At 62.4% G+C, this 15,446-nt stretch carries 20 protein-coding genes and 1 riboswitch; of the genes, 15 read left to right on the top strand and 5 right to left on the bottom strand.

All coding sequences use genetic code 11. From position 1 onward, the window contains the following. Positions 1–62 precede the first annotated feature (62 nt). The 8 genes from AC4NN3_RS05700 to nusB all read left to right on the top strand — a co-directional run bounded on the left by AC4NN3_RS05700 (position 63) and on the right by nusB (position 6,692). Positions 63–455 (top strand): DUF6163 family protein, encoded by a 393-nt coding sequence (locus AC4NN3_RS05700; protein WP_491926118.1) that lies wholly within the window; start codon positions 63–65, stop codon positions 453–455. Between the two features lie 210 nt (positions 456–665). After that, the gene (gene ldtR / locus AC4NN3_RS05695) at positions 666–1,175 is read left to right on the top strand and encodes a transcriptional regulator LdtR (protein WP_193336301.1); all 510 of its coding nucleotides are present in this window, start codon (positions 666–668) and stop codon (positions 1,173–1,175) included. Between the two features lie 284 nt (positions 1,176–1,459). Beyond that, positions 1,460–2,689 (top strand): L,D-transpeptidase family protein, encoded by a 1,230-nt coding sequence (locus AC4NN3_RS05690; protein ID WP_491926117.1) that lies wholly within the window; start codon positions 1,460–1,462, stop codon positions 2,687–2,689. An 87-nt stretch (positions 2,690–2,776) separates the two neighbouring features. Further along, positions 2,777–2,986: a DUF6898 family protein gene (locus tag AC4NN3_RS05685; protein ID WP_491926116.1), complete on the top strand. Its 210-nt coding sequence runs from the start codon at positions 2,777–2,779 to the stop codon at positions 2,984–2,986. 48 nt (positions 2,987–3,034) lie between these two features. Beyond that, positions 3,035–3,117, top strand: a riboswitch (ZMP/ZTP riboswitch). Positions 3,118–3,237: 120 nt separating this feature from the next. Beyond that, the gene (glyA, locus tag AC4NN3_RS05680; protein ID WP_491926115.1) at positions 3,238–4,539 is read left to right on the top strand and encodes a serine hydroxymethyltransferase; all 1,302 of its coding nucleotides are present in this window, start codon (positions 3,238–3,240) and stop codon (positions 4,537–4,539) included. Between the two features lie 9 nt (positions 4,540–4,548). Beyond that, complete coding sequence (nrdR, locus tag AC4NN3_RS05675) at positions 4,549–5,025, top strand: transcriptional regulator NrdR (protein WP_193336297.1); 477 nt, start codon at positions 4,549–4,551, stop codon at positions 5,023–5,025. Then, positions 5,022–6,095 (top strand): bifunctional diaminohydroxyphosphoribosylaminopyrimidine deaminase/5-amino-6-(5-phosphoribosylamino)uracil reductase RibD, encoded by a 1,074-nt coding sequence (ribD, locus tag AC4NN3_RS05670; RefSeq protein ID WP_491926114.1) that lies wholly within the window; start codon positions 5,022–5,024, stop codon positions 6,093–6,095. The genes nrdR and ribD overlap by 4 nt, the downstream gene beginning before the upstream one ends. A gap of 102 nt (positions 6,096–6,197) precedes the next feature. Then, positions 6,198–6,692 (top strand): transcription antitermination factor NusB, encoded by a 495-nt coding sequence (gene nusB / locus AC4NN3_RS05665; protein WP_491926113.1) that lies wholly within the window; start codon positions 6,198–6,200, stop codon positions 6,690–6,692. A gap of 9 nt (positions 6,693–6,701) precedes the next feature. On the opposite strand, the gene AC4NN3_RS05660 is transcribed toward nusB, so the two are convergent. Both AC4NN3_RS05660 and AC4NN3_RS05655 read right to left on the bottom strand, forming a co-directional pair. After that, entirely contained in the window at positions 6,702–7,088 is a 387-nt protein-coding gene (locus tag AC4NN3_RS05660; protein ID WP_491926112.1) for a putative immunity protein, read from the bottom strand. Between the two features lie 63 nt (positions 7,089–7,151). Further along, complete coding sequence (locus AC4NN3_RS05655) at positions 7,152–7,601, bottom strand: outer membrane protein assembly factor BamE (protein WP_491926111.1); 450 nt, start codon at positions 7,599–7,601, stop codon at positions 7,152–7,154. A 167-nt stretch (positions 7,602–7,768) separates the two neighbouring features. Between AC4NN3_RS05655 and AC4NN3_RS05650 the strand changes: the two genes are divergently transcribed. The 7 genes from AC4NN3_RS05650 (at position 7,769) to iolG (ending at position 13,201) form a co-directional block, all read left to right on the top strand. Further along, positions 7,769–8,296 carry a ubiquinol-cytochrome C chaperone family protein gene (locus AC4NN3_RS05650; protein WP_491926110.1) on the top strand — a complete coding sequence of 176 codons (528 nt, stop codon included), beginning with the start codon at positions 7,769–7,771 and terminating at the stop codon, positions 8,294–8,296. After that, positions 8,293–8,841 (top strand): YceD family protein, encoded by a 549-nt coding sequence (locus AC4NN3_RS05645; RefSeq protein ID WP_491926109.1) that lies wholly within the window; start codon positions 8,293–8,295, stop codon positions 8,839–8,841. The genes AC4NN3_RS05650 and AC4NN3_RS05645 overlap by 4 nt, the downstream gene beginning before the upstream one ends. 78 nt (positions 8,842–8,919) lie before the next feature. Beyond that, complete coding sequence (gene plsX / locus AC4NN3_RS05640) at positions 8,920–9,981, top strand: phosphate acyltransferase PlsX (RefSeq protein WP_491926108.1); 1,062 nt, start codon at positions 8,920–8,922, stop codon at positions 9,979–9,981. A gap of 4 nt (positions 9,982–9,985) precedes the next feature. Continuing rightward, positions 9,986–10,963 (top strand): beta-ketoacyl-ACP synthase III, encoded by a 978-nt coding sequence (locus tag AC4NN3_RS05635; protein WP_491926107.1) that lies wholly within the window; start codon positions 9,986–9,988, stop codon positions 10,961–10,963. 244 nt (positions 10,964–11,207) lie between these two features. Further along, positions 11,208–11,519, top strand: coding sequence for an integration host factor subunit alpha (locus AC4NN3_RS05630; RefSeq protein ID WP_491926106.1), 312 nt, complete (start codon positions 11,208–11,210; stop codon positions 11,517–11,519). Positions 11,520–11,543: 24 nt separating this feature from the next. After that, a complete protein-coding gene (locus AC4NN3_RS05625; RefSeq protein WP_491926105.1) occupies positions 11,544–11,999 on the top strand; it encodes a MerR family transcriptional regulator in 456 nt (151 codons plus the stop codon). A 164-nt stretch (positions 12,000–12,163) separates the two neighbouring features. Then, entirely contained in the window at positions 12,164–13,201 is a 1,038-nt protein-coding gene (gene iolG, locus AC4NN3_RS05620) for an inositol 2-dehydrogenase (protein ID WP_491926104.1), read from the top strand. 135 nt (positions 13,202–13,336) lie between these two features. Here the strand turns inward: iolG and iolB are convergent, their stop codons facing one another. The 3 genes from iolB to iolE all read right to left on the bottom strand — a co-directional run bounded on the left by iolB (position 13,337) and on the right by iolE (position 15,310). Continuing rightward, positions 13,337–14,140 carry a 5-deoxy-glucuronate isomerase gene (gene iolB / locus AC4NN3_RS05615; RefSeq protein WP_491926103.1) on the bottom strand — a complete coding sequence of 268 codons (804 nt, stop codon included), beginning with the start codon at positions 14,138–14,140 and terminating at the stop codon, positions 13,337–13,339. Next, on the bottom strand, positions 14,082–14,330 hold the full coding sequence (locus AC4NN3_RS05610) for a DUF3329 domain-containing protein (RefSeq protein WP_491926102.1): 249 nt from the start codon (positions 14,328–14,330) through the stop codon (positions 14,082–14,084). Before AC4NN3_RS05610 ends, iolB begins: the two co-directional genes overlap by 59 nt. A gap of 62 nt (positions 14,331–14,392) precedes the next feature. After that, on the bottom strand, positions 14,393–15,310 hold the full coding sequence (iolE, locus tag AC4NN3_RS05605; protein ID WP_491926101.1) for a myo-inosose-2 dehydratase: 918 nt from the start codon (positions 15,308–15,310) through the stop codon (positions 14,393–14,395). Positions 15,311–15,446 lie beyond the last annotated feature (136 nt).

Below are 15,446 nucleotides of genomic sequence, written 5' to 3'. Positions count from 1 at the left end.
CAGGGGCCAGGGGCCACTCCAAGCACCGGCTTGTCGCAACCCCTCCGGAGGGATAGAAAACCATGATGGATTTCAACGCTTCCCCAATCGGCATCTATATCCGCATCGTCGCCATCATCAGCCTGATGCTGGGGCTCAACGATGCCGCCCGTCTGCTCGGCGTCAATCTCGGCGCCGTCAGCCCCATCACGGCGATGGGCATGACCGGCTTTGTCTATCTGGCCATCTTTGCCCTGGCGCGTCTGTTCGCGGCAGTCGGTTTGTGGATTAAGGCCAGTTGGGGCGCCGTGCTGCTGGTTGGGGCCACCGGCGTCGAGCTGGCGCTTTATCTGGCGGGCAGCAGCGACGTCGACATGAGCGCCATCGGCTTTGCCGTGCGGCTGGTATTGCTGGCCTCCATCGTCATTATTTTCGTCCTCAGCATCCGCAGTCGCCGCGCCGGCGCTGCCGACTGAAGCGCCTTCGGTGCAATTGCGCCGGAGCCGTTCACACCCTCGTAAGGTTACAGATTCCTCTACCGGTGTAACGAAGAATAAAGCCAAATTCTCATTGCATTCCAGTAAGATGCTCTTAATCACGCTGCTTAGGGCGATCTTAGAAAGGCCACGGTAGTTTAGGCTCATGAGATGCGAAAAATCGCGCAGACTGCAAACAGTGAGGCTACCATGGCATTCAAATCCAACGCAGCTGAGGCCCTGACCCCAGAAGGCTCCAAGAGCTTGAAGCCGCTCTATATGGAGGCTGTTTCCCGGGTCGAGCGCCTGCACCGCCGCCTGCTCGACCTGATCAAGGACGAGTTCGACCGCATGGGCTGGGACGACATCAACCCGGTCCAGGCGCTGCTGATGTTCAACATCGGCGATGCCGAACTGACGGCTGGCGAGCTGCGTTCGCGGGGCTACTATCTCGGCTCCAACGTGTCCTACAATCTCAAGAAACTGGTCGAAACCGGCTACATCTTCCAGGAACGCTCGCGTTCCGACCGCCGCTCGGTCCGCATCAAGCTGACCCCCAAGGGCGAAGAAGTGGCCGAAGTCATCGACGAGCTCTATGACCGCCACCTCAAGTCGATCGACAAGGTCGGCGGCCTCGGCGATGACGAATTCGACGGCCTCAACAAGGCCCTGGCCCGTCTCGAACGTTTCTGGGTCGATCAGATCCTGTACAAGCTCTAGGCTTTGCCACGGCACCTGTTGCCGGCCTGCCACATTGATTTGCAAACGCCGGTCCCATGGGCCGGCGTTCTCATTTCTGCCGCAAACTCAAGCAAATCGGGATAGGTGCTTCAACAACCATTTCCCGCGTCGCCAGTGCAATTGATTGCTGACCTGGTTCACATGCGTTTGACCGCGTTGTGACAGTTGGTGCGGAATGGTAAAAGTGCTTCTGCTTCGGCCATCAGACGGAATCGGGTGAATTAATGCGGCTCAATCGACGTTCTCTCCTTCGGTACACGGCCATGGCCGGGGCTAGCCTGGCCTTGCCAACCGCCCTGCGCGCGCAAGAGGGCGAGTCGATTTTCGACTTGTTCGGTCGTAATCGCGTACTGCGGGATGCCGACAAGGGCGGCAATACCATGGCCGCCGAGGCGCTGATCGCCACCAATGAGCCGATCTTGTCCTTCGACACGGTCTACAACTTGCAGATGGCCATCGCCCAATATGAGCCCTTCGTCGCCGCCGGCGGCTGGGAAGAAATTCCCCAGGAGGCTTACAGCCTGACGCTGGGCAATGCCACCAAGGCCGTGATCGCCCTCAAGCGTCGCCTGATCTCTTCGGGCGATATGGCCATGGTCGAAAACGTCAACGACGTGTTTGACGCGGCAACCGACGCCGGCGTGCGCAAATTCCAGGCCCGCCATGGTCTCAACATCACCGGCCAGGTGGATGAAGCGACCTGGTACGCCATGGCCATCCCGGCGCAGCAGCGCCTGCAGCAGCTTTACCTCAACTATACCCGCGTGCAGGCGCTCGCCCCCAAGCTCAACCCGCGCTACGTGGTGGTCAATATTCCGGCCGCGACCATCGAAGCGGTCAGCGACGGCATGGTCGAGCAGCGCCATACGGCCGTGGTCGGGCGTGTCGAGCGGGCCACCCCGATCATGGCGTCCAAGGTCAGCCAGATCAACTTCAACCCCTATTGGCATGTGCCCAAGTCGCTGGTTCGCCAGGACCTGACCAAGTACATGCAGGAAAACCCGAACTACCTGACCGAGCAGAACATTTTCATCTATGATGGCTCGGGCAACAAGATTGATCCGTCAACGATCAACTGGGCGAACATCACCGACCAGCAGGTGAATTACATGTATCGCCAGGAGCCGGGTGCGGCCAACTCAATGGGCCACTGCAAGATCAATTTCTTTAATCCCTACGACTGCTACCTGCACGATACGCCCAGCAAGGCGCTGTTCGGCGAAAACGCCCGTTTTCACTCGTCGGGATGTGTGCGTGTGGATGGCGTCAACCAGTTGGTCAACTGGCTGTTGCGCGACAATGGCGACTGGGACCAGACCAAGGTGGATACGACGTTCGAGTCGCTGCAGCGCCTCGATGTGGAGTGCAAAGCCCGGGTGCCACTGCTCACCACCTATATTACCGCCTGGGCCAATCGCCAGGGCACGGTTAGCTTCCGCGACGACGTCTACAAGTTTGATGAGCAGGGCAAGGTCAGCTTCGAGGAAGCGTAACCTCGGATCTCTGGAGCTATTTTGGCGCCCTCCCGACGGAGGGCGCTTTTCTGTTCGCGGTCCGCCGAATCTTGCTATCGTACGCTTATGGGGCAGGGCGAAGTCTTTTTTGAGTTCTCGCAGGTCGGCCGGCAGATGCGGGTCGCGGCCATCGATGTCGATACCGGCACCGAGGTCATCGTGATCACGCCGGTCTCCGCCACCAAGTTGCAGATGCAGCAGCTGGCCCTGGCCAAGCTGCTCAAACGGCTCGGCACGCCCCCGCCACCGGCTCGCCCTGCGGGAAAACTCGCTTGAGCGCGACGCAAAGGCTCTTTCGCTCACGCCCGATCTGCGGCATAGTTGCCTGGTTCGCGCGACTGGCGAGAAGAGATGGGGAACCATCGGGGAACGCGAACCTTGCAGAGCCGCTCGCCTGGGCACCCATCCGCACACCAGGGAGCCCGCATGCACCAATCTCAGTTTTCCCGGCCTTGGAATCGCACTTCGCCCCGTGATAAAGGCTGCGTCACGCCCGTATTTTTCGCCCGTTCCGAGGTATTCGTTCCATGAGCGCCGCCACCGCACTTCCGCTCTTTCCGGACTTTTTCACCAGTTCGGTCAGCCAGACCGACCCCGAACTGGCTGCCGCCATTCGCGACGAGCTGGCCCGCCAGCAGGGCGAAATCGAGCTGATCGCCTCGGAGAACATCGTTTCCCGGGCCGTGCTTGAAGCGCAGGGCTCGGTACTCACCAACAAATATGCCGAGGGCTATCCCGGCCGCCGCTATTATGGCGGCTGCCAGTATGTCGATGTCGCTGAAACCCTGGCCATCGAGCGCGCCAAGCAGCTGTTCGGCGTTGACTATGCCAATGTGCAGCCCAATTCCGGCTCGCAGGCCAATCAGGGCGTCTATCAGGCGCTGATCCAGCCTGGCGACACCATTCTGGGCATGTCGCTCGACGCCGGCGGTCACCTGACCCACGGCGCCAAGCCCAACCAGTCGGGCAAGTGGTTCAATGCCATCCAGTACGGCCTGCGCAAGCAGGATGGTCTGGTCGACATGGAACAGGTGCACAGCCTGGCCCTTGAGCACCAGCCCAAGATGATCATCGCCGGGTTCTCCGCCTATTCGCGCATTATGGACTGGGCAGCCTTCCGGGCCATTGCCGATGAAGTGGGGGCCATTCTGTTCGTCGACATGGCCCATGTGGCTGGTCTCGTCGCTGGTGGAGTCTATCCCAGCCCGTTCCCGCATGCCCATGTCGCCACCACCACCACCCACAAGACTCTGCGCGGACCGCGCGGCGGCCTCATCCTCACCAATGACGAAGCCATCGCCAAGAAGATCAACTCGGCCATTTTCCCCGGCATCCAGGGCGGTCCGCTGATGCATGTGATCGCGGCCAAGGCAGTTGCCTTCAAGGAAGCGCTGCAGCCCGAGTTCAAGGCCTATGCCCGTCAGGTTGTCGCCAATGCCAAGGTGCTGGCCGAAACTCTGGTCAAGGGCGGTGTCGATATCGTCAGCCAGGGCACGGACAATCACCTTATGCTGGTCGACCTCCGGCCCAAGGGTCTCACTGGCAAGGCAACCGAGCAGGCACTCGAACGCGCCCACATTACCTGCAACAAGAATGCAGTCCCCTTTGACCCGGAAAAGCCGGCCATCACCTCAGGCATTCGTCTTGGCACGCCTGCCGGTACGTCGCGCGGCTTCGGCGAGGCCGAGTTCAAGCTGATCGGCGAGCTGATCATCGAAGTGCTCGATGGCCTCAAGGAAAACGGCGACGACAATAACGGTGCGGTTGAAGCGCAGGTGCGCGCCAAGGTGAAGAGCCTCACCGACCGCTTCCCCATCTACGGTCAGTAAGGCAAACCCATGCGCTGTCCCTATTGCGGCAATGACGATACGCAGGTCAAGGACAGCCGGCCCACCGAGGATTCCGGGGCCATTCGCCGCCGCCGCGTCTGTAATGGCTGCGGCGGCCGCTTCACCACCTTCGAACGGGTACAATTGCGCGATCTGACCGTGGTCAAGAAGAGCGGCCGCAAGGTGCCCTTCGATCGTGAAAAGCTGGCGCGTTCGGTCTATACCGCCTTGCGCAAGCGGGCCGTGGAACCCGACCGCATCGAGCGCATGATTTCCGGCATCGTCCGGCAGCTCGAAAGCCTCGGTGATGTGGAAGTTACCTCCGACCAGATTGGCGAATATGTCATGGACGGCCTCAAGGGCCTCGACGACGTCGCCTTTGTCCGCTTTGCTTCGGTCTACAAGAATTTCTCGGCGGCCGATGACTTCCGCAATTTTCTGGCCGAACTGGCGGAAGGGCAGGGCACCCTGCGTGATGACGATTGACCCAGGCAACCGCCGAAGACCTGCGCTGGCTTGACGCCGCCGTGCGCTATGCGACGCCGTTCCTGGGTACGACCGCGGACAGTCCCTGCGCGGCGGCCCTTGTCGTCGAGCCGCGCAGCCAGATCCTGATTGCCCGCGCCGTCACCGCGCGCGGCGGACGCCCGCACCCCGAGGCGCTAGCGCTGGAGAGTGCCGGCTTTGAGGCGGCCGGGGCCACCCTCTATGTCACGCTGGAACCCTGCCACCATTGGGGCCGCACCCCGCCCTGCGTCGATGTCATCGTCCGCTCCGGTGTGATGCGGGTGGTGATCGGCGTTGCCGATCCGGATCCACGCATGGCCAGGGCCGGCATCCAGCGGCTTGAATCTGCGGGCATAGAAGTGGTTGTGGCCAATCACGCTCCCTCTGCCGCGCTGCATGCCGGCCATTTGCGCCAGCACATCAAGGCCCGCCCCTATGTGACGGCCATGCTCGTCGTTTCGCCGGAGGAGAGGATTGTCGGGGCCCCGACCGGCATGGCCCGTGACTGGATCGATCTGCAGCGCTCCCGTTCCAGCGCCGTGCTGATCGGTGCCGCCACGGCCCGCAGCCAGCAGGCCCAACTGACCGTGGCGCTGCCCGGACTGACGTCACGAACGCCCCTGCGTGTCGTGCTGGCTGGTGCCGAAGGCGTGGATCGCAGCATCAATCTGATTGGCAGGTTTTCCGGCCATCGCACGGCAATCATTGCCGAAAACGACGCCAGCGTCGATGCGCCCATCTCGGTGGAGGTGCTGCGCGTCAAGGGATCTCGCGGTCGCCCCGATCTGGCTGCCAGCCTGGGCGCCCTGGCCGGCAAGGGCATTCAGAACCTACTGGTCGAACCGGGCGCCCGCCTCACGGCGGCGCTGCTGTTCGCCGGCCTGATTGACTGCTTCGGCTTGATCAGGAGCAGTGCCGCCCCGAACACCGGTCCGGCAGCGGCCAGCAGCGGCAAGGTTGCCGACCTTATTCAGGCCGCCGGCCTGGTTGAGCGCGGCCGCCAGACCCACGGCACCGATACGCTCACCTATTTTCGCCGTCCTGAATAGAAGCTGCCCAGCCAATTCTATTGATGTTCCCGCCCGAGGCGACTATGGGGTGGGCCCTTCCCGCCCGGCGTCTGCAGCCCGGATCGAACAGAGTGACTTTCCATGGCTGATGCCCCCAAGCGCAATCCCCAAAGTGACAAGCCGGCCAACCAGCGGGGCGCTGCCCGCCTGGCGGCGGTGCAGGCGCTCTACCAGATGGATATCGGCCGCACCTCGCTTGAGGATACGCTGGCCCAGTTCGGCAGCTTTCACCTGGGCCGCGAGATTGAGGGCGAGCAATACCTCCCAGCCGATGCCGATTTCTTTCGCCAGATCGTTTCTGGCGTGACCAGGCATCAGCTCGAAATTGATCCCGCAGTCGACCGGGCTCTGGCCGACGGCTGGCCGGTAGAGCGCGTTGACGCGACACTCCGCGCCATTCTGCGGGCGGCCGCCTTTGAGCTGCTGCGCCGCCAGGATATTCCGCCGCGCGTCGTCATCACCGAATATGTCGACATCGCCAAGGCCTTTTACGAGGACGATGCGTCGGGCCTTGTCAATGGCACGCTGGACGCTATTGCCCGCGAGGCCGGCTCGGATCTCAAAGAGACGCGCTGAGCGTCTCGGCTAATCGGGCAACGGCACGTTTTCGTCCTGCCAGCTCTCTTCTGCCACATCATCACCGCCTGCGGCCGCCACGGCCTTGACGGCGGCATTGGCCGCGTTGCGCGCATGGCCCGGAATATGGGCCGATGCCGCGGCATGCGCGGCTGACCGTGCCGCCTCGCGGGCCGGTGGCGTGCCGGCATCGCGGGCAGCGGCATGGGCTGCAACTGCGGCTTTGCGAGCGTCGGCCATGGTTATCTTGCCCTTGGCCCAGCGGCGCGCTGCCGAAATCGCGGCCTTGACGCGTGAGTCGCCCGGTTTGGCGGCCTCGAAGAGCGGCAGGACGCGTTCGGCGCAGTCCGCTGCCCAACTGGCAATGGCTTTGTGCTGTTTTGTGTTGTGTTGCATCCTGGTCTCCAAAAGCAAAAAGCCCCGGTCTCCCGGGGCTTCGAAATTGTAGGGGCCTGCGACCTAGAAGGACTGCAGGATCTGGTCGATAAAGGTGCGATCTTCGCCGAAGGACGGCGTACGCCGCGTTTCGATGGTGACGGTCTTGCCGTCCTTGAGCGAATAGACGGCCTTGTCGACCACCTTGCCGTTCTTGTCGAAATAGATCGCCAGCACGGTACGCGAATCGATCATCGTCAGACCGAACGCGGTCTGGCGCACCTTGGTCTCGACATAGTACCAGGCCGTCTGGTCGCCGAACGTGTTGGTGGACTGCGGCGAGCCCAGCACCAACGTCACCAGCTGCTGGCTCTGGCCGTTGCGAATCTGCGCCTGGGCGCTGTCGGAAATCTCGTAGCCCTGTGTCCGCGCATTGATCAGCGATGTGCTGCTGCTGCAGGCTCCCAGGGCGACCGCGAGAACGACAGCAGCGGCGAGGGGCGCGAGTGAACCGTGAACGGTACGCAGTGGCATGAATTTGACTTTCCCGATGGCTCTCGACTATAGGCACGACTGCAAGGCGGCAATGCTTCAACCGCCGGAATGTGTAGCTGCCAACCTGCATGTCTGGCAAGCTGGCAATGGTCCCAAAGGCCGTTGTGCCCTTGTGTTAGGCCGATCACGAAGCTGAGCGCAACCCCATGATAATGAACCTGTTCCGCAAGAATACAGCAACCGAACCGGTTTACGCCGTCTATAGCGCCATTGTGGCGCAATCCCGGCAACCCCATTTCTACGCCGATTGGCACGTGCCCGACACGGTGACCGGCCGGTTTGACATGATCAGCCTGCACATGGCGCTGCTGTTCCGCCGGTTGCGCAGCGAGCCGGGGGCCGGCAAGGATTTCAGCCAGGCGGTCTTTGACCTGTTCTTCAAGGACATGGATCGCTCCCTGCGCGAGATGGGGGTGGGAGACCTCGGCGTCCCCAAGCGCATCCAGAAGATGGGCAATGTGTTTTTCGGTCTGCTGGCGGCCCTGTCTGAAGCCATGGACCGCAATGATCTGGCCGCACTTCAGGCGGTTTTGGCGCGCAACGTCTTTGCCGACAGCCAGGAGGCCGAGGTCAGTGCCATGGCTGAATATCTGCTGCGCCAGGACGCGGCCATCGCCCGTCAATCCGCCGACGCCATTACGGATGGCACCATCGAGTTTGTGAGCCCACTATGAGCCAGCCCGACACCCCTATCATCGATGCGATCGTGCGCATCGACCGTCTGCCGTCCGCCGGCCGCTCGGTCGATGTGGCGCCGGACGCGGCCGCCCGCGCCGAACTGGCCAAAATCCTCAATGTGCAGGCGGTCGAAGCCATGCAGGCTTCGCTGACCGTCACGCCTTTGCGCGGCGGCATCCGTGCGCTCGGCCATCTGACGGCCCGCATCGTGCAGGCCTCCGTGGTGTCCTTTGAACCGGTGGTGCAGGATATCGACGAGGCGGTCGACCGTGTCTTTCTGCCGGCTAGCACCGAGAACGTGCCCACGCCGGGCTCGGAAATCTTTGTCGATCTCGAGGACGACGATTTTCCCGACCATATCGACGGCCCGGAGGTCGATCTCAGTGCGCTGCTGATTGAAACCATCGCCCTGGCCATTGATCCCTATCCCCGTCGGCCTGGCGAAAGCCTTGAATCACTGGGTCTCAATGACGACGGCGAACCCTCGGGACCCTTCGCCGCCCTGACCAAACTCAAGAAGTCCACCGACATTGACCGGTAGCAACAGTGCCGGGGCTTGCACCGAGTCCGCGATGGGCTATGTTCGCATGCCGGCCGATCAGGCGGAAAACGGGCTGAAATGACCGATACAGTTACACTATCAGTGGATGCCATGGGCGGCGACAATGCCCCTCGTGCGGTCGTCCACGGCGCCCATCTGCTGTTCCAGCAGCACAACAATGCCCGCTTCCTTTTTCATGGACGCCAGGAACTGATCGCCCCGCTGCTCGAAGAATTTCCGGCACTCAAGTCGGTTTCGTCGGTGCGCCACTGCGAGACGGTGATCGCCATGGACGAAAAGCCCAGCCAGGCCCTGCGCAAGGGGCGGGGTACGTCATCGATGTGGATGGCCATCCAGGCGGTCAAGGATGGCGAAGCGGGGGTCGCCGTTTCCGGCGGCAATACCGGGGCGCTGATGGCCATGGCCACCTTCTGTCTGCGCCCCATGGAGGGTATCTCCCGCCCGGGCATCGCCGCCATCTGGCCCACCCTGCGCAGCGACATCGTGGTGCTCGACATGGGCGCCACCATCGGCGCCGATGCCAGGCAATTGGTCGACTATGCCATTCTCGGCTCGGCGCTGGCCCGGTGCCTCTTCAATCATGCCTCGCCCACCGTTGGCCTGCTCAATGTCGGCACCGAGGAAGTCAAAGGTCTGGAATCCATCAAGGAAGCCGGACGCATGCTGACCGAGGCAAGTGGCGCTGGCTTCACCTACCATGGCTTTGTCGAAGGCGATGACATTGGCAAGGGCACGGTGGACGTTGTCGTCACCGAGGGCTTTGTCGGCAATATCGCGCTCAAGACCGCTGAAGGCACGGCCCGTCAGGTCGGCTCCTATCTGCGCACGGCGCTCAAGTCCAATCTGATGAGCCGCATCGGCGCGCTATTTGCCACTTCGGCGCTCAATGCGCTGCGCCGCCGCATGGACCCGCGCACCGTCAATGGTGGCGTGTTCATGGGCCTCAACGGCATCGTCATCAAATCGCATGGTGGTACTGATGAAGTCGGTTACAAGAGCGCGCTGTCGCTGGGTTACGAAATGGCCCGCAGCAATCTGATCGAAAAGATCAACGACACCATGAAACAGTTTCCCATCAAGGCGGCACCTGTCGCCATTGACTCAGAATCCGAGGCTTAACGGCGTGACCAAGACGCGTTCCATTATCCGTGGTGTCGGTGGCTATCTGCCTGAAAAGATACTCACCAATGCTGAACTGGCCACCATGGTCGACACTTCCGATGAGTGGATCCAGCAACGGGTCGGCATCAAGGAGCGCCATATTGCCGCCGAAGGGCAGTTCACCTCCGACCTGGCTGTCGAGGCCGCCAAACGGGCCATGGCCGATGCCGGCGTCACCCCCGACGACATTGACCTGATCATCGTCGCCACCACCACGCCCGACTACACCTTCCCCGCTGCTGCCACTCTGGTGCAGATGAAGCTCGGCATGCATCACGGCATGGCCTTTGACATCCAGGCGGTCTGCTCGGGCTTCGTCTATGGCATGGCCACGGCCGACAGCTATATCAAGAACGGCCTGGCCACCCGCGCTTTGGTGATCGGCGCCGAAACCTTCTCGCGGCTGCTCGACTGGACCGACCGGACCACCTGCGTGCTGTTTGGCGACGGCGCCGGCGCCGTCGTGCTGGAAAAGCTGGAACTGGCTGACGATGCGCCCGAACAGGGCATCCTGGCCTCCGCGCTGCGCTCGGATGGTCACCACTGGCAAAAGCTCTATGTCGATGGCGGACCATCGACGACGGGCACCACCGGCCATGTGCACATGCAGGGGCCCGAAGTGTTCCGCCACGCCGTGGGCAAGATCACCGACGTGGTCTATGCCACGCTTGAAAAGACAGGCTACACCGTGGCCGACCTCGACTGGTTCGTACCGCACCAGGCCAACAAGCGCATTATCGAAGGGGCAGGGGCCAAGCTCGGCCTGCCGCCGGAAAAGGTCATCATGACCGTCAGCGAGCACGCCAATACCTCAGCCGCCTCGGTGCCCCTGGCACTGAGCGTGGCCGTGGCCGACGGCCGGATCAAGAAGGGCGATCTCGTCATGCTTGAGGCCATGGGCGGCGGCTTCACTTGGGGCGCCTCCCTGATCCGCTGGTAGGCCTGGTCGCAGCGCGATTGACCTTAGGTGTTTCAAGGCGTTAGTGTCGTTTTCTGGTGGAGGATACGGCGCCGCAATGGGCTGCATGAGGGGTTTGTGCAGTCTACGGTGCTGACCGGAAAGACGGGTTTCTGCCGATTGGCGCGATCTCAACCAGGGTTGCGTTTCCGGCACGCTTGCGCGGCGGCGTCATCGACGTTGCCGTCATGGGGAACGCGGCTCTGCGGACAACACGGGGTTTCGAATGACGCAAAAGACGGTAACGCGGGCAGATCTTGCCGAAGCGGTCTATGGCACGGTCGGGCTGTCCAGAACTGAATCGGCCGAACTGGTCGAGCGGGTTCTCGAACTGATCGGGGACGCCTTGATCACCGGCGCCAATGTCAAGCTGTCATCCTTTGGCTCCTTCCAGGTCCGCTCCAAGAACGAGCGCATCGGCCGCAATCCCAAGACCGGCGAAGAGGTGCCCATCCTGCCGCGACAGGTTCTTGTGTTCAAACCGTCCAACGTGTTGAAGTCCAAGATCAACAAATCTATGGTTGCCTCTGGGAAATAAGCTATCCAGCGAGTCTCAGCCTTCGTGGACAAGTCGCCAGACGCCTTCCGGACCATATCTGAAGCTGCCGAGGAACTGGACCTGCCCCAGCACGTCCTGCGTTTCTGGGAGACCCGCTTTGCCACCATCAAGCCGCTCAAGCGCGGCGGCGGCCGGCGTTATTACCGGCCCGACGATGTCCTGCTGCTGCGCGGCATCCGCCACCTGCTCTATGATCAGGGCTTTACCATCAAAGGCGTGCAGCGCATCCTCAAGGATCAGGGCAGCCGCTATGTCATTGCCGTGGGCGAGGGCAAGTCGATCGATGATATCCTGCCCATGATCGAAGAGGCCGAGGCCGCCGGCGATGCCGCCGAGCTCGAGGACACCCTGATGCTGGCAAGCCCCAACCTTGACCTCGACTCCCGCAACAAGCTCTCCGACGTCATGCGCGAACTGCTCGAGTGCAAGCGCATCCTCGAGCGCGCCCGCGAGACTTGAACGCGTCCCGCAGGGCAAATCGCTGCAGTGCAGCGATTTGAGCGCTCAAGGCCATGAGGGCTAAGCCCGCATGGCACGAACTCCCAGAACTTGGAACGTACGTTCCATATTGACAGCACCTCGGTCGCCGTGTTGCATCGCGCTCTATCTTGAGGAGACTTTCCATGACTGTTCGTTTCGGCCTGCTCGGCGCCGGTCGCATCGGCAAGGTGCATGCCAAGGCCGTGTCGTCCAATCCCCGGGCGACCCTGGTTGCCGTCGCCGACGCCTTCGACAAGGCCGCCAGCGACCTCGCCAGCCAGTATGGCTGCCAGGTGCGCAGCGTCGCCGAGATCCTCGCCGCCAGTGACATTGATGCCGTGGTGATCTGTACCCCGACCGACACCCATGCCGATCTGATCGAGCAGTTCGCCCGCGCCGGCAAGGCCATCTTCTGCGAAAAGCCCATTGATCTGGACGTCGAGCGCGTCAAGGCCTGCCTCAAGGTGGTCGATGCCGAAGCCGGCACACTGATGGTCGGTTTCAACCGCCGCTTTGATCCTCATTTCATGGCCGTGCGCGATGTCATCGACCGGGGCGAGATCGGGACCGTCGAAATGGTCACCATCGTCTCGCGCGATCCCGGCGCTCCGCCCGTGGACTACATCAAGCGCTCCGGTGGCATTTTCCGCGACATGACCATCCACGATTTCGACATGGCGCGGTTCCTGCTCGGCGAGGAGATCGACTCGGTCACCGCCCAGGCCTCGGTGCTGATCGATCCCGCCATCGGCACGGCCGGCGATTATGACAGCGCTTCGGTCATGCTCCAGACCGCCACCGGCAAGCACGCCACCATCTCCAATTCGCGCCGCGCCACCTATGGCTATGACCAGCGCATTGAAGTCCACGGGTCAAAGGGCGCCGTCTCGGCCGAGAACCAGCGCCCGGTCTCCATCGAGGTGGCCAATGCCAGCGGCTATACAAGACCGCCGCTGCATGACTTCTTCATGACCCGTTACCTCGACGCTTATGCCCACGAAATCAGCAGCTTCATCGACTTTGTGGAATCAAAATCTCCGGCAGCGCCAAGCGGTGTTGACGGCCTGATCGCCCTGGCTTTGGCCGAAGCAGCACTCAGGTCGGTCAAGGAAGGCCGCACCGTCAAGGTGAGCGAGATCACCGGCGCCCTGGCCGACAAGAGCGTGTTCCTGGGGCGGTAGGTATCAACATGCTCGGTGTCACCCCGGCGAAGGCCGGGGTCCAACCTGAGATGATCTCGCGCGCGCCGGGCGCGGAAGGCTCTCAGGATGGATTCCGGCCTGCGCCGGAATGACATCGTGTCTGGATCGTTCTGCCTATTTCAGCAGCCACTCATGCTCGGCCGCATTGTGGAACTTCCACACCCGCTTCGGGCCGGCCATCACGTTGAGATAATAGAGGTCATAGCCCGCCACGGTGGCCACGGGGTGATAGCCGCGCGGCACCAGCGTTACGTCGCCATCCTCGATCACCAGCGCTTCGTCCAGGCTCCGGTCATCGGTATAGACCCGCTGCATGGCAAAGCCCTGTGGCGGGTTCAACCGGTGATAATAGGTCTCTTCCAGCGCGCTCTCATGGGGCAGGTTGTCCTGGTCATGCTTGTGCGGCGGATAGGAGGACGTATTGCCCTGCGGGGTGATGACCTCCACCACCAGCAGCGCATTGGCCGCGCCGTCATCCTCGGGCATGATATTGTGCACATGGCGCACATTGGCGCCCTTGCCGCGGGTGATCTGTGGATACCGGTCGGGCGGAATGATCTGCGCTGTGTGGCTGCCGCCGCCGGGCGCGGCGCAGACCGCCAGTTCCAGCGCCGTTGTGGCCTCGGCCTCCCATTCGCTGCCCATCGGCACATAGACCGCCCAGGGCGCTCCCTCGAACGGGCTCATGCGCTCGCCGATCTCACCAAGGTCGATGCCGTCCACGGTAATGCGCGCCTTGCCGCTCACCAGCACCAGGCAGATCTCCTGGATGCCGGTTTCGCCATCGGCGCTTTCGCCCGTGCCCAGCCGGTGCAGGGCAAAACCGACATGGCGCCAGCCGGCCGAGGCCGGGGTGACGTTATGGACTTGGCCCGTCGTTCCCGTCGGGCGCACGCGCAGATTCTGTTGGCCGGCCATTGTCGGGCTCCTCCTTGGGAAAGGCGTAGAAGAAATTATAGAGCGAATAGATCAAAGCCGCGCCCACGAGGAAGGCCCAGAACTGATCCTGCGTCCACAGTAGTTCCCAGGCGAGCCAGATCGCCAGGAACACCGTGACCGCCACCCGGCGCCAGAGCGGCCGGAACCAGCTTACTTCATTTGCTTTCAAGCCAATCCGCCTTCACGTTGCACTGCATTGGACCCAGCCTTAGCACAGGCCGGGCCCAGGTTTCACCCCTTGGGAAAGCCCTGGGTCTCCACCGTATAGCCCGCGGCGGTCATGGCGCGCATCAGTTCCTTGTAGCCAACCTGCGCCATGCGCAGCGGTGGGTTGGACTTGGGGTCCTGCTCGGCTTCGACGACAAACCAGCCCTCATAGCCATAGTCGGCGAATTTCTGCACGATCGCCCCGAAATCCAGCGACCCATCGCCCGGCACGGTAAAGGCACCCAAAGCCACGGCGTCGAGGAAGGACTGCTTGCTGCGATCAAGCCTGTTGATCACGTCCATGCGCACGTCTTTGACATGCACGTGGTTGATCCTTGCATGGTGGTTGTCGATGGCGCGCAGTACATTGCCGCCGGCAAAGGCCAGGTGGCCGGCATCGAGCAGCAGCGGAATGCCAGCGCCGGAATGCTTCATGAAGGCATCGAGCTCAGCCTCGGTCTCGACCACGGCCGCCATATGGTGATGGTAGGAGAGGGGCATGCCCTGTTCGGCGCACCATTCGCCAAAGGCCGTGACCTTGCGGGCATAGGCCTTCATCTCGTCGTCGCTGAGCTTTGGCTTGCTGGCCAGCGGCTTGCTGCGATCGCCCTGCACCGAACGGCCGACCTCGCCATAGACGATGCAGGGCGCCTCCACGGCCTTGAACAGTTCGATCATCGGCGCAATGCGGTCCTGGTTGGCGGCCAGGTCTTCATCCACCAGCGTGCCGGAAAACCAGCCGCCGCACAGCGTTACATCGGCGGCTTTCAGGATGGGCAGCATCACCGCCGGATCATCGGGGAAGCGCCGGCCCTTTTCCATGCCGGTAAAGCCCGCCGAGCGCGACTGGCGCAGGCACTCTTCCAGCGACACGTCATCGCTGAGCTCCACCAGATCGTCGTTCCACCAGGCGATGGGCGATATGCCGAGTTTGGCTTTCATGCTTTTGCTCCTCCCGTACCACCCCCACCTAACCTCCCCCTGAAGGGGGAGGGACAGATGGAGGCTTCAACAAATCTTGCCACATCCGCCACGCGGTCCCTCCCCCTTCAGGGGGAGGCTAGGTGGGGCCGGCAGT

The organism is Devosia sp. MDV22-iso42, from assembly GCF_058629155.1.
This window is presented reverse-complemented; position numbering and strand designations above follow the sequence as displayed.

Bases quoted from the DNA above. Each gene is read 5' to 3' on its own strand.
- AC4NN3_RS05700 (WP_491926118.1), top strand. From the start codon at position 63: ATGATGGATTTCAACGCTTCCCCAATCGGCATCTATATCCGCATCGTC.
- ldtR (WP_193336301.1), top strand. From the start codon at position 666: ATGGCATTCAAATCCAACGCAGCTGAGGCCCTGACCCCAGAAGGCTCC.
- AC4NN3_RS05690 (WP_491926117.1), top strand. From the start codon at position 1,460: ATGGCCGGGGCTAGCCTGGCCTTGCCAACCGCCCTGCGCGCGCAAGAG.
- AC4NN3_RS05685 (WP_491926116.1), top strand. From the start codon at position 2,777: ATGGGGCAGGGCGAAGTCTTTTTTGAGTTCTCGCAGGTCGGCCGGCAG.
- glyA (WP_491926115.1), top strand. From the start codon at position 3,238: ATGAGCGCCGCCACCGCACTTCCGCTCTTTCCGGACTTTTTCACCAGT.
- nrdR (WP_193336297.1), top strand. From the start codon at position 4,549: ATGCGCTGTCCCTATTGCGGCAATGACGATACGCAGGTCAAGGACAGC.
- nusB (WP_491926113.1), top strand. From the start codon at position 6,198: ATGGCTGATGCCCCCAAGCGCAATCCCCAAAGTGACAAGCCGGCCAAC.
- AC4NN3_RS05660 (WP_491926112.1), bottom strand. From the start codon at position 7,088: ATGCAACACAACACAAAACAGCACAAAGCCATTGCCAGTTGGGCAGCG.
- AC4NN3_RS05655 (WP_491926111.1), bottom strand. From the start codon at position 7,601: ATGCCACTGCGTACCGTTCACGGTTCACTCGCGCCCCTCGCCGCTGCT.
- AC4NN3_RS05650 (WP_491926110.1), top strand. From the start codon at position 7,769: ATGATAATGAACCTGTTCCGCAAGAATACAGCAACCGAACCGGTTTAC.
- AC4NN3_RS05645 (WP_491926109.1), top strand. From the start codon at position 8,293: ATGAGCCAGCCCGACACCCCTATCATCGATGCGATCGTGCGCATCGAC.
- plsX (WP_491926108.1), top strand. From the start codon at position 8,920: ATGACCGATACAGTTACACTATCAGTGGATGCCATGGGCGGCGACAAT.
- AC4NN3_RS05630 (WP_491926106.1), top strand. From the start codon at position 11,208: ATGACGCAAAAGACGGTAACGCGGGCAGATCTTGCCGAAGCGGTCTAT.
- iolG (WP_491926104.1), top strand. From the start codon at position 12,164: ATGACTGTTCGTTTCGGCCTGCTCGGCGCCGGTCGCATCGGCAAGGTG.
- iolB (WP_491926103.1), bottom strand. From the start codon at position 14,140: ATGGCCGGCCAACAGAATCTGCGCGTGCGCCCGACGGGAACGACGGGC.
- iolE (WP_491926101.1), bottom strand. From the start codon at position 15,310: ATGAAAGCCAAACTCGGCATATCGCCCATCGCCTGGTGGAACGACGAT.